Below are 12,110 nucleotides of genomic sequence, written 5' to 3'. Positions count from 1 at the left end.
TGGGCACATGCAGAGCCCTCGTTCCTCCGACTCGCAAACCGCGACGCATGACCGGATCTATCGGGCGCTGCGCGCGCGGATCATGCATGGCGAGATTGCACCGGGCCACGCGCTGACCTTGCGTGGGATCGGCAAAGAGTTTGGTGTATCCATGACGCCCGCCCGCGAGGCGGTGCGGCGGTTGGCAGCCGAAGGGGCGCTGTTCCTGTCCTCGTCCGGGCGCGTTTCGACGCCTGAGTTGACCAATGACCGGATCGAAGAACTTGCCGCCCTGCGCGCACTGCTAGAGGTCGAATTGGCTAGCCGCGCCTTGCCGCGTGCCCATATTGCCCTGATCGACCGGTTGCAGAGCATCAACATGACCGTGGCCGAAATGGTCACGAAAAGGGACGCGGTGGGCTATATTCGCACCAATCTGGAGTTTCACCGCACGCTTTATCTGCGGGCGCAAGCGCCGGCGATGCTGGCGATTGCCGAGACGGTCTGGTTGCAGTTGGGGCCGACTATGCGCGCGCTTTATGGGCGTTTGCGCCGGACCGAGCCGCCGCATTACCACAAGCTGATTATCGCCGCACTGAAAGCAGGGGACGAGCCGGGATTGCGTCTAGCTGTGCGGTCGGACGTGACCCAGGGGCTGCGGATGCTGGTCAGCTAGGCGGCTTGCCGCCGAAGGGCCTGTTGCTGGGCGAATGGATGACACTTTGCTGGCTTGGGTCCGGCCGCTGCTGTAGTCTGGTTCCAATCAAAACAAGAGCAGATTTCAGCCATGATCAATCGTCGGGTATTTTCCATCGGCCTCGGGGCGTCCCTTTTGACAGCTTGCACGGAAGGGGCGCAGACAACCGCCCCCGCATCGCGGATGCGCGCTGTTCCGAATGCAGGTTGGGACTCTTGGGTCGCAAGCTTCAAAAACCGCGCTGCGGCGCAGGGCATCTCGCAAAGCACACTCGATCGGGCCTTTCAGGGGGCGGGCTATTTGCCGGGCGTGATCGAGCGTGATCGCAATCAGGTCGAATTCAAGCGCTCGCTTGAGGATTATCTGGCCATCGCCGCCTCGGACGAACGGATCGAGACCGGCAAGCAAATGATGGTGCGTCACGCCGGAACCCTGTCGCAGATTGAATCGCAATATGGTGTCGACAAAGAGGTTGTGGTTGCTGTTTGGGGGCTGGAGAGCCGCTATGGCGCGCGGCGAGGCGATATACCCGTGATCTCGGCGACGTCAACGCTGGCCTATGACGGACGGCGGGGTGCCTTCTTTGAAAAGCAGCTGATCGCGGCGCTTCAGATCATACAAGAGGGCGACACGACACCTGCCAACATGACCGGCAGTTGGGCCGGGGCGATGGGGCACACGCAGTTTATCCCGACCTCGTATCTGGCCTTCGCGGTGGATCATACCGGCGATGGACGGCGTGATATCTGGTCTGATGACCCGGCAGACTCATTGGCTTCGACCGCAGCCTACCTTGCCCGTTCGGGTTGGGTGCGTGGCCAGCCTTGGGGGGGAGAGGTTGGGACTGTGTCCGGCACGCCAGTCGCGGTGCTGCAACCGCAGGTGCCGGGGCCGCGCATTGCTGTGTTCCGCAATTTTCAGGTGATCAAGCGCTATAACAACTCGGATAGCTACGCGATCGGTGTTGGGCACCTGTCCGACCGGATTGCCGGCGGCGCACCCTTTCAGGCCTCATTCGGCCCGGACAAGACAGGTCTGACTTTGGAGGATCGGAAAGAGTTGCAGCGTCGCCTGACCGCGGCGGGCTATGACACGCAGGGCGCGGATGGAGTGGTTGGAAATAACACCAAAACCGCCATCAGCGCCTATCAACGCGCCAACGGCCTTTCGGTGACGGGCACGCCCTCGGTCGCGTTGCTGCGTCGGTTGGGGGGCTAAGCCTACGCGGCTAGCCCTTTCGCGCCGATATCCAGGAATTTCTGGCGGCGGTGCTGAAGCAGCGCGGCGGCATCCTTGCCGTCCAACTCTTTCAGCATGTCCGTGATGGCTGCGCGCACCGATTCCACGGTGGCCGGACGATCGCGGTGGGCACCGCCCTTGGGTTCCGAGATGATCCGGTCGCATACGCCCAGCTTATACAGATCCTGCGCCGTCAGGCGCAGTGCCTCGGCCGCTTCGCGCATCTTTTCAGCGTCCTTCCAAAGGATCGAGGCGCAGCCCTCGGGCGAGATCACCGAATAGACCGAGTGTTCCAGCATCGCCACCTTGTTGGCCGTCGCAAAGGCAACCGCACCGCCCGATCCACCTTCGCCGATGATGACCGAGACCAGCGGTACGCCGATCTTCAAGCACATCTCGGTCGACCGCGCGATAGCCTCGGACTGGCCGCGTTCTTCGGCCCCTTTGCCGGGGTAGGCGCCAGCGGTGTCGATCAGGGTGATCACCGGCAGGCCAAAACGCCCCGCCATCTCCATCAGTCGCACAGCTTTGCGATAACCCTCGGGGCGCGCCATACCGAAATTCCGTTCGATCCGCGATTTGGTGTCGGACCCCTTTTCGTGACCGATCACCATGACAGGCTGGTCGTTGAAGCGGGCCAGCCCGCCGATCACGGCCAGGTCGTCGGCAAAGTTCCGGTCGCCCGCCAGAGGGGTGAATTCGGTGAAAAGCTCTTTGACATAGTCTTGGCAGTGAGGGCGTTCCGGGTGACGTGCGACCTGGCATTTCCGCCAGGGGGTTAGATCGCTGTACAGCTCATCCAGCAGTTTGACAGCCTTGGCGTCCAGCGCAGCGGCTTCTTCGGCCACGTCCATCTCTTCGTTGGCGCGGGCCAAGGCGCGCAATTCCTCGGCCTTGCCTTCGATCTCGGCCAGGGGTTTTTCGAAATCCAGATATTGGGTCATGACGCCTCTCAACGCGGAAATTCATTGCTATATGACCTGACGTCGCGAGGGATGCAACTCAACAGCAGTTTTCCGCACCAAAAGGCTGTCTAGCCCGGCCACAGGATCGGGTAGAGCGACAGGACCAAAAGCGCGGCCATTGTCCAGTTGAACACCACCAGCCTTCGTGCGTTTGTCAGCAGCCGGGCCATCTGCTGTCCCAGCACCGTCCATGTGCTGACCGAGGGCAGGTTCACCGCACCAAACACCAAAGCAACAGTGATGATCGCGCCCATCGTGTGGTTGGGCGTGTAGACCGTCGTCGCCGTCAAGGCCATTGTCCAAGCTTTGGGGTTGACCCACTGGAAAGCGGCGGCTTGCCCAAATGTCATGGGCGTTCCTGCGATTTCGCCCCCGGTCGCTGGCGCGGCGTGGGCGATTTTCCATGCAAGCCAAAGCAGATAGGCGACGGACAGAATTTTCAGTGCGCTATACAGCAGGGGGACCCGCATAAAGACCTGCGCCAGACCGGCCCCCACCAATAGAACCATAACGGTGAACCCGATCCCGATGCCCAGCATATGCGGGACGGTGCGGCGAAACCCGAAATTCGCACCCGAGGCCATCAGCATCAGGTTATTCGGCCCTGGCGTGATGGACGAGACGAAGGCAAACATCATCAATGCGAAAAGCAGATCATAGGTCATTGCAGGATAATTGTCCGATCCACAGCAAATGAAATTGCGAAATCGCGCAAGTTTTTCTAAGTTTCGCAATGAATGGCGAAGATTGACCAAATAAACCAACATTTATTGCGCGAGCTGTCACGCGACGGGCGCATCAGCAATCTGGAGCTTGCCGACCGGGTTGGCCTGTCTCCCTCGGCCTGTCTGAGACGGGTGCAGGAGTTGGAGCGCGTGGGTGTCATCCAAGGCTATCGGGCGGTTCTTAATCCGGCGGCGTTGGGTGTTGGGTTCGTCGCCTATATCGGCGTGGGTCTGGGCGAGCATACCAAAGCTGCACAAGAAGGGTTCGAACGCGCTTTGCAGCGTGCACCTGAAGTGGTGGAGTGTCACAACATTACCGGAACGATTGAATACCTGCTGCGGGTGGAGTGCGCGGACCTTGCCTCGTACAAAACGTTCCACACCGAAGTGCTGGGTACATTGCCGCATGTGACCTCGATCACGTCCTATGTGGTGATGGATTCGCCCAAGGATTTGCGTGCCTAACAGCGCAAATGTGAATTTTAACTGTCTTGCGAGGTTAATTCTCACATCCTAGTGTTTATCCAATGTTCTGACCAAAATGGGGGTTAACCCCAATGGGACCACACTCAGGGAGAAGACCATGAAATTCGCTCAGACCGGAGCGCTGGCCGTGACCCTGGCGATGATCGCCGGGATGGCTGTGTCCGCGCCGCTGAAATTGCAACCTGCCAATCCTCAGCCAAGCCCCAAAGCGGGTTTGAATGTGAAATATGCGTGGGAGGGGAACCCGCCGCGCAAAATCCAGAACCTGTCAAAAGTTGAGTTTTTGTTGAAAAAGGCCGAGCCTGGCCCGCCTTTAATTGGGCTCGACTATCGCGACACGAATGAAGGGGACCCGGTTCTGACTTACAATCAGGCGTTCAATGTGGCGGCTGAAGTCACCGGTTATATCAAGTTCGATTCGCCTGGAATCTATGAATTGGAAACATGGTCCAATGACGGCATTGACGCTTGGGTCGGCGGTCAGCAGATCGGCTATGTAAATGGTCGACAGGGCTGTGAAGCCAATCAACGCACAGAGGTTGAGGTGCCCAAGGCCGGTTGGTATCCGCTCAACATCAAGTATTTCCAGAAATACGGAACCTCTTGCCTGATGATGAAATGGGGCAAGCAGGGCGAGCGGTTCACCTGGACGCCAAACAACGTGTTCGGAAGGTAAGAAAGGCGCCCCGCGGGGCGCCTTTTTCGTCAGCCATTTGCAGCGATCAGCTCAGCCTGTGCCACGATTACCTCGGCCTGCTTGATCGAGGCGATATCGACCAGACGTCCTTTGTAAACGGTTGCGCCTTCGCCATTGGCCTTGGCCTGTTCCATTGCCGCCAGGATCTCGCGCGCCTCTGTAACCGCCTCGTCCGAAGGGGTGAAGACCTGATTGGCCAGCGAGATCTGCTTGGGGTGGATCGCCCATTTGCCCACCATGCCCAGCGTGGCCGAGCGTTTGGCCTGTGCGATATAGCCCTCATCATCCGAGAAATCGCCGAACGGGCCGTCGACCGGTAGCACGCCATGGGTGCGGCAGGCGGCGACGATGGCCGCCTGTGCCCAATGCCACGGATCGGACCAGTGCATTTCGCCCTCGCGCAGCATGTAATAGTTTTCCTGCGTGCCGCCGATACCGGTGGTTTGCATCCCCATCGAGGCCGCAAAGTCTGCTGCCCCAAGGCTCATGGCCTGCAGGCGCGGGGATGAGGCCGCGATGGCTTCGACATGGGCGATACCAGCGGCGGATTCGATGATGACCTCAAAGCTGATGGGCTTGGTGCGGCCCTTGGCGCGCTCGATCGCCGTGACCAGCGCGTCAACGGCATAGACGTCCTCCGCACAACCCACCTTGGGTATCATGATTTGGTCCAGACGGTCGCCGACCTGTTCCAGCAGATCAACCACGTCGCGATACCAGTAGGGCGTGTCGAGGCTGTTGATGCGGACGGACATGTATTTGCCGCCCCAGTCGATTGTGTTCAGCGCCTCGATCACATTGGCTCGGGCCACATCCTTGTCAGTGGGTGCAACGGAATCCTCAAGGTCCAAGTTGATCACGTCGGCGGCCGAGGCGGCCATTTTCGGGAACAGCTTGGTGTTCGAACCGGGACCAAACAGCTGACAACGGTTCGGGCGGGCAGGGGCGGCGGGTTGAAGGCGAAAGCTCATCTGGACCTCGTGCGGGAAAGGAAATTGCGATTTTGTTGGCTTATCTGGTATTAAATTGCGCAACGCTGCGCAAGCGTCTTTGTGCAGGCGCGGCAATGCATTCGCAGCATTCTCCAAAATACGCTGCGTCGTGGGCGGTTAAAGTTTAATCACTTTGGAAACTTGAAAAGTCTTTGCGCATTTTCGGCAAACTGCGCAAAATTCTCCCAACCCAACTGACGTTGACAGAAGGATTCGCGAAACTCTCGCCTGCCGGCTCCACTAGCCTGCGTCGGAATCAAAGGAGTGCACCGCAATGATCGAGACACCGTATCTGTTGTTTTTGGGCGATGCGCCCGACCAGTTGGCCGCAAAAGTCGCCATCGGCATCCGGGACTGGCGTCCCGAGAACGCCGTGGGCCAGTACCGGATGGAGGGTTGCAAGGCCGATCTGGGTATGACCGACCTGACTCTGGCCGAGGCCAAAGCCGCCGGCGCGAAAACGCTAGTCATTGGCGTTGCCAACCGGGGCGGCGTGATCAGTGCGGCGTGGAAGAAAGTGCTGATCGAGGCGCTCGAGATGGGGTTTGATCTGGCCTCTGGCCTACATAACCTGTTGCGCGATGAGGGCGATCTGGTGGCCGCGGCGCAAACCCACGGCTGCACGTTGCACGACGTGCGTGTGCCGACTGTTGGCTATCCGATTGCCAATGGTAAAAAGCGCAGCGGCAAGCGGTGTCTGGCCGTGGGGACCGATTGTTCGGCAGGCAAGATGTACACCGCCATGTCGATGGATGCCGAGATGCGCAAGCGGGGCATGAAATCCACTTTCCGCGCCACGGGGCAGACGGGCATTCTGATCACCGGGCAGGGGGTTCCGCTGGACGCGGTCGTGGCCGATTTCATGGCCGGTGCGGTCGAATACTTGACGCCAGAGAATGACGCCGATCACTGGGATCACATCGAAGGGCAGGGGTCACTGTATCATGTGTCCTATTCCGGTGTGACTATGGCGCTGATCCACGGCGGTCAGCCCGATGCGCTGATCCTGTGCCACGAGCCTACGCGGACGCATATGCGTGGCTTGCCCGAGTATTCTCTGCCGTCGCTGCCGGATCTGCGTGACGCGGCGCTGCCGCTGGCGCGGATCGCCAACCCGGCCTGTCAGGTTGTCGGTGTGTCGATTAACACCCAGAACCTAAGCGAAGACGACGCGCGTGCCTATATCGCCGAGGTTGAGGCCGAGTTAGGCTTGCCCGCCACTGACCCGTACCGCTTTGGCGCGGGTAAGCTGGTTGACGCGCTGGCGGCGCTGTAACACGGTCTGGCAAAGATTTTTCGTCGAAAAATCTTGGTCGCTCTGCTGGGGAAAGGTGTGTGATGCGGATAGACATTTCGCGGGATGTGTTTCGGTTGGCGCAGGTGTTCACCATCTCGCGCGGGTCGCGGACCGAGGCCAAGGTGCTGACCGTTCGGATCTCGGACGGGGTGCATCAGGGCTGGGGAGAATGCGTGCCCTACGCGCGCTATGATGAAACGCTGGAGTCGGTTGAAGCCGAGATCGCGGGTCTGCCGGCAGACATCACCCGGCAATCGCTTATGGACCTGCTGCCCGCTGGGGCGGCGCGAAATGCCGTAGACTGTGCGCTGTGGGATCTGGAATGCAAGCGTGCGGGCAAACGGGCGTGGGACTTGGCCGGTTTGCCAGTTCCGGGCCCCGAGATCACCGCATATACTCTGTCGCTGGACACGCCCGAGGCGATGCAGGCGCAAGCAACCGCCAACGCGCATCGTCCGCTTCTCAAGATCAAGCTGGGCACACCGGACGACATGCCCCGGCTTGAAGCTGCGCGCGCGGGCGCGCCGAACGCACGGATCATCGTCGACGCGAATGAGGGTTGGTCGGCCGCTGTTTATGCCGACCTTGCCCCGCATCTGGTGCGATTGGGTGTGGCGCTGGTTGAGCAGCCTCTGCCTGCCGGTGAAGATGACGCACTGATCGGAATGGAACGTCCGGTGCCCGTGTGCGCCGACGAGTCCTGTCATGATCGCAGCAGCCTACCCGGTCTTAAAGGCAAGTACGATGTCGTCAACATCAAGCTCGACAAAACCGGCGGTCTGACCGAGGCTCTGGCGCTGCGGCAGCAGGCGCTGGCCGAGGGCTATAGGGTCATGGTCGGTTGCATGGTCGGCAGCTCGCTTGCGATGGCACCTGCGACCTTATTGGCGCAGGGTGTGATGGTCACAGACCTTGACGGCCCGCTTCTTCTGGCCGAAGACCGCACCAACCCGCTGATTTTTGATGACGCCGGAGTGCATCCGCCAAAAGCGGCGCTCTGGGGCTGAGGAGAGTGACATGACCCGCACCGTTTACGTGAACGGAGAGTACCTGCCCGAGACCGAGGCCAAGGTTTCGATCTTTGACCGTGGTTTTCTGATGGCCGACGCCGTTTATGAGGTGACCAGCGTGCTGGACGGCAAGCTGATCGACTTTGAAGGCCACGCGGTGCGTCTGAAACGCTCGCTGGACGAGCTGCAGATGGCCGAGCCCTGCAGCAAGGATGAACTTCTGGCAATTCACCGCAAACTGGTCGAGCTGAACGGGATCGAAGAAGGCCTGATCTACCTGCAGGTCTCGCGTGGCAGCGACGGGGACCGGGATTTCGTGTTCCCTGCTGCCGATACCAAGCCGACGCTGGTTTTGTTTACGCAGAATAAGCCTGGCCTGGCCGACAGCCCGGCCGCGCAGAAGGGCGCCAAGATCATCTCGATTGATGACATTCGCTGGGGCCGCCGTGATATCAAGACAGTGCAGTTGCTGTACCCGTCGATGGGCAAGATGATGGCCAAGGCTGCCGGGTGCGATGATGCGTGGATGATCGAGGATGGCTATGTCACCGAAGGCACCAGCAACAACGCCTATTTCGTCAAGAACGGCAAGATCGTGACCCGTCCGCTGTCCAACGACATCTTGCACGGGATCACCCGCAAGGCTGTGTTGCGTATGGCTGCCGAGGCGCAGATGGAAGTCGAAGAACGCCTGTTTACGATCGATGAGGCGAAAGAGGCGGATGAAGCGTTCACCACCTCGGCCAGCGCCTTTGTCATGCCGGTAGTTGAGATTGATGGGGTTTCGCTGGGCGACGGCACACCGGGGCCGATTGCCAAACGCTTGCGTGAGATTTATCTGGATGAAAGCCGCAAGGCGGCGATCTAAGCAAAAGGCCCGCCAAACCGGCGGGCCTTTTTGATTTCAGCGTTCAACCTTTTTTGGTGACGTTTTCGTCAAAGGCGACCTCGAAGGCGGCCTGTTTTTCGGCACTGGCTTCGGTCTGATAATTGGCTTTCCACTCATCCATGGTCATGCCGTAGAAAATTTGACGGGCTTCGTCTTTGCCCATCTCGATGCCCTTTTCACTAGCAGCTTCCTGATACCAGCGCGACAGGCAGTTGCGGCAGAACCCGGCCAGATTCATCATGTCGATGTTCTGCACGTCGGTGCGGTCTTCCATCAGGTGCTTTTGCAACCGGCGGAAGGCTGCGGCCTGAAGTTCGATTTCGGTTTGCTTGTCCATGCGCTGACTCCGGATGACAGTATCGTTGTCCTTGACCTAGCGGCCCGGAGGCGATGTTTCAACAAACAGGATGTCAGGCCAGTTTCAAGGCCAGCCAAGGTACGATGCAAAAGATCAATGTAAGGACCTTGTAGTTGGCCAGATATCGGAAATACGCTCGTTTCACTTCCGACCGCTCCATCTGGAATAACTTGCTGTGAACGCCCGCAATCTGCTCCTGCAGCAGCAGGACCATTAATGTTGTGAACAACAGCACTGCGATGTTCAGCGCGGCCATCCAACCAAACACAGAGGTTACGAATTCCTGGGTCATGGCGATCCCCTTTCGACGAATATATGGCGATCAGGTGGTATACTCACAATGACGTGTGATCAAAGGTCGCTGGTATCCAGTGCGTCCTGTAGCACAACGGCCAAACGTTCCGCCCAAGCCCGTTGTCCAGCGTGATCGGCGATCAGATCATTGCGCAGCTCGATCAGGGCATTGGGGCGACCAAAGGCGGTGCAGTGCTTGTCGATAGCATCTCCGGGCAGGACACCGGTATAGGGTTCGTTTACGCCGACGCACAGGTCGTCTTCTGCCTGCAACCGGGTGATCAGCGGGCGCGCAAAACGCTCGTCCGGGGTGTGCAAAACGCCCACATGCCACGGGCGTGGGTCGCGCCCCCGCAGCTGTCGGGTAAAGGAGTGCATGGACACAATCACCGCATGGGGTAAGGCCGCCAGCTCGGCCAAAGCATTGTGATAGGGGCGATAACACATGTTCAGCCGCCGTTCCCGCTCGGCTGCGTCGGCGTGACGATTGCCGGGGATGATCGACCCATCATACAGCTTCATCAGCAGGGTCGGGTCATCCTCACCCCGGTTCGGGTCGATCACAAGACGCGAGAAATTGGCCGCGACCACAGGCGCGTTCAGGATTTCTCCAAGATGTTTCGAGACCTCGTACGCCCCCACGTCATAGGCGATGTGACGCTCCATATCCTCGCGCGGCAGGCCGAGGTCTCCGCCATTGATGTCATGCGGGACGGTGTTAGTGGCGTGGTCACATGTGATTAGCCAGCGCGACGGGCGATCAGCGCCGTGGATAAAAAACGGAGAATACGTCATAAGCCTGTCATCTTGTTTGTCGCAGGTGTAGGGCAGTTGCTTTGAAAAGGGAATTGCGCAATAAGCAGCTTGAAGTGATGTTTGCGGTAACATTTACGCGACACCTAAAGAAAACGTGAGGAGAGCACCACCAATGCGACGCCTGAGAAATGTGAAAATCGTGGCGACGCTGGGTCCGGCGTCGAATGACTATGACATGATCCGAGCTCTGCACGAGGCCGGGGCGGATGTGTTCCGCCTAAACATGAGCCACGGTAGCCATGATGAAATCCGCGAGCGGCACAGGATCATCCGTCAGGTTGAAAAGGATCTGGACAGCCCGATCGCCATTCTGGCCGATTTGCAAGGACCGAAACTGCGTGTCGGCGTTTTCGCCAACGACTCTGAAGAATTAGAAGAAGGCGCGGCCTTCCGGCTGGACCTTGACCCCGAGGCCGGGGATATCAACCGCGTTTGCCTGCCGCACCCCGAGATTTTCGCGGCGCTGGAACCGGGCGCGCGTCTGCTGGTCAATGACGGTAAAATCCGCCTGATCGTACAGGATTGCGGTCAGGATTTCGCCAATTGCACGGTTGAGGTCGGGGGCACGATCTCGAACCGTAAAGGGGTGAACGTGCCCGATGTGGTGCTGCCGCTGGCGGCCCTTTCGGCGAAGGACCGTGACGATCTGGAATTTGTCTGCCAATTGGGTGTCGACTGGTTGGCGCTGAGCTTTGTGCAGCGTGCCAAGGATGTGTTCGAAGCCCGCGGGCTGGCGGATGGGCGCGCTTCGATCCTGTCGAAGATCGAAAAGCCAGCGGCGGTTGAGGCGTTTGACGACATCCTCGATGCGTCTGACGGGATCATGGTCGCGCGTGGCGATCTGGGGGTCGAACTGCCGGTTTCGGCCGTGCCGCCGATCCAGAAACGTTTGGTGCGCAAGTGCCGGGGCGCGGCCAAACCGGTGATCGTGGCCACGCAGATGCTGGAAAGCATGATCGAAAGCCCGATGCCCACGCGGGCCGAGGTCTCGGACGTGGCGACGGCGATATATGAGGGCACTGACGCTATCATGCTCAGTGCGGAATCGGCGGCGGGCTCTTACCCGGTCGAAGCGGTCCAGACCATGAACAAGGTCGCCATCGAGGTTGAGGCCGACCCGACCTATACCCAGATCATCGCGTCATCGCGGACCGCGAAAGGCACGACTATTGCAGACGGTATCGTGGCGGCGGCCCGCGAGATTGCGGAAAAGACGGATATCAAAGCGATCTGCTGTTTTACTCAAAGCGGGACCACGGCCTTGTTGACAGCGCGCGAGCGTCCTGGAGTGCCAATCATCGCCATGACCCCCGCGAAGGGCACTGCCCGCCGCTTGTGCCTTAGCTGGGGCTGCCACTGCGTCATGACACCAGAATTGGAGCGGTTCAAAGGCGCGGTTGTGAACGCGGCCCGCGCCGCTCGGTCGGGTGGGTTCGCAGCTGAAACCGACCAGATCGTGGTCACCGCAGGGGTGCCATTCAACGTTCCGGGCACGACTAATATTCTGCGGATTGCACCGTGTGATGAGCGTTTGATCTATAACACAGATCCCGGGTGATAGGTGATTTGCCTTAATTTTGGGCAAAAAAAGAATATAAAAAACATATATATAGAAAAATAGGAAGGGAAACTTTCAGTTTCCCCTCTATTTGTTGGTGTTTTTCTC

The 12,110-nt window shown here is 59.3% G+C and carries 14 protein-coding genes; 8 read left to right on the top strand and 6 right to left on the bottom strand.

The features are described from left to right. Positions 1 to 7: 7 nt before the first annotated feature. Positions 8 to 655 carry a GntR family transcriptional regulator gene (locus ACR0CA_RS14535; protein WP_170775205.1) on the top strand — a complete coding sequence of 216 codons (648 nt, stop codon included), beginning with the start codon at positions 8 to 10 and terminating at the stop codon, positions 653 to 655. 111 nt (positions 656 to 766) lie between these two features. Beyond that, on the top strand, positions 767 to 1,894 hold the full coding sequence (locus tag ACR0CA_RS14530) for a lytic murein transglycosylase (RefSeq protein ID WP_480899831.1): 1,128 nt from the start codon (positions 767 to 769) through the stop codon (positions 1,892 to 1,894). Between the two features lie 2 nt (positions 1,895 to 1,896). On the opposite strand, the gene ACR0CA_RS14525 is transcribed toward ACR0CA_RS14530, so the two are convergent. Beyond that, positions 1,897 to 2,859 (bottom strand): acetyl-CoA carboxylase carboxyltransferase subunit alpha, encoded by a 963-nt coding sequence (locus ACR0CA_RS14525; protein WP_480552458.1) that lies wholly within the window; start codon positions 2,857 to 2,859, stop codon positions 1,897 to 1,899. An 89-nt stretch (positions 2,860 to 2,948) separates the two neighbouring features. Next, positions 2,949 to 3,545, bottom strand: coding sequence for a LysE family translocator (locus ACR0CA_RS14520; RefSeq protein ID WP_480899828.1), 597 nt, complete (start codon positions 3,543 to 3,545; stop codon positions 2,949 to 2,951). Positions 3,546 to 3,617: 72 nt separating this feature from the next. Between ACR0CA_RS14520 and ACR0CA_RS14515 the strand changes: the two genes are divergently transcribed. Further along, positions 3,618 to 4,070: an Lrp/AsnC family transcriptional regulator gene (locus tag ACR0CA_RS14515; protein WP_170775197.1), complete on the top strand. Its 453-nt coding sequence runs from the start codon at positions 3,618 to 3,620 to the stop codon at positions 4,068 to 4,070. Between the two features lie 118 nt (positions 4,071 to 4,188). Next, positions 4,189 to 4,767: a PA14 domain-containing protein gene (locus ACR0CA_RS14510; protein ID WP_170775195.1), complete on the top strand. Its 579-nt coding sequence runs from the start codon at positions 4,189 to 4,191 to the stop codon at positions 4,765 to 4,767. Between the two features lie 29 nt (positions 4,768 to 4,796). On the opposite strand, the gene ACR0CA_RS14505 is transcribed toward ACR0CA_RS14510, so the two are convergent. After that, the gene (locus tag ACR0CA_RS14505) at positions 4,797 to 5,759 is read right to left on the bottom strand and encodes an L-malyl-CoA/beta-methylmalyl-CoA lyase (RefSeq protein WP_170775193.1); all 963 of its coding nucleotides are present in this window, start codon (positions 5,757 to 5,759) and stop codon (positions 4,797 to 4,799) included. A 295-nt stretch (positions 5,760 to 6,054) separates the two neighbouring features. Here ACR0CA_RS14505 and dgcN point away from each other — a divergent pair, with 295 nt between their 5' ends. The 3 genes from dgcN to ACR0CA_RS14490 all read left to right on the top strand — a co-directional run bounded on the left by dgcN (position 6,055) and on the right by ACR0CA_RS14490 (position 8,955). Further along, positions 6,055 to 7,056: an N-acetyltransferase DgcN gene (dgcN, locus tag ACR0CA_RS14500; RefSeq protein ID WP_170787116.1), complete on the top strand. Its 1,002-nt coding sequence runs from the start codon at positions 6,055 to 6,057 to the stop codon at positions 7,054 to 7,056. 62 nt (positions 7,057 to 7,118) lie between these two features. Continuing rightward, a complete protein-coding gene (dgcA, locus tag ACR0CA_RS14495) occupies positions 7,119 to 8,084 on the top strand; it encodes an N-acetyl-D-Glu racemase DgcA (protein ID WP_480899825.1) in 966 nt (321 codons plus the stop codon). A 10-nt stretch (positions 8,085 to 8,094) separates the two neighbouring features. Next, on the top strand, positions 8,095 to 8,955 hold the full coding sequence (locus ACR0CA_RS14490; protein WP_170787120.1) for a D-amino-acid transaminase: 861 nt from the start codon (positions 8,095 to 8,097) through the stop codon (positions 8,953 to 8,955). A 43-nt stretch (positions 8,956 to 8,998) separates the two neighbouring features. On the opposite strand, the gene ACR0CA_RS14485 is transcribed toward ACR0CA_RS14490, so the two are convergent. The 3 genes from ACR0CA_RS14485 to ACR0CA_RS14475 form a co-directional block, all read right to left on the bottom strand. After that, positions 8,999 to 9,313, bottom strand: coding sequence for a DUF1244 domain-containing protein (locus ACR0CA_RS14485; protein ID WP_480505514.1), 315 nt, complete (start codon positions 9,311 to 9,313; stop codon positions 8,999 to 9,001). A gap of 73 nt (positions 9,314 to 9,386) precedes the next feature. Beyond that, entirely contained in the window at positions 9,387 to 9,626 is a 240-nt protein-coding gene (locus ACR0CA_RS14480; RefSeq protein WP_170791402.1) for a DUF6868 family protein, read from the bottom strand. A gap of 59 nt (positions 9,627 to 9,685) precedes the next feature. Next, entirely contained in the window at positions 9,686 to 10,423 is a 738-nt protein-coding gene (locus tag ACR0CA_RS14475; protein ID WP_170356079.1) for an N-formylglutamate amidohydrolase, read from the bottom strand. A gap of 133 nt (positions 10,424 to 10,556) precedes the next feature. On the opposite strand from ACR0CA_RS14475, the gene pyk reads away from it, so the two are divergent. Next, a complete protein-coding gene (gene pyk, locus ACR0CA_RS14470; RefSeq protein ID WP_170787126.1) occupies positions 10,557 to 12,002 on the top strand; it encodes a pyruvate kinase in 1,446 nt (481 codons plus the stop codon). Positions 12,003 to 12,110 lie beyond the last annotated feature (108 nt).

It is taken from the genome of Ruegeria sp. F12 (genome assembly GCF_056533885.1).
Note: the sequence above shows the minus strand (reverse complement) of the source record. Positions and strands in the feature narration are given on the sequence as shown.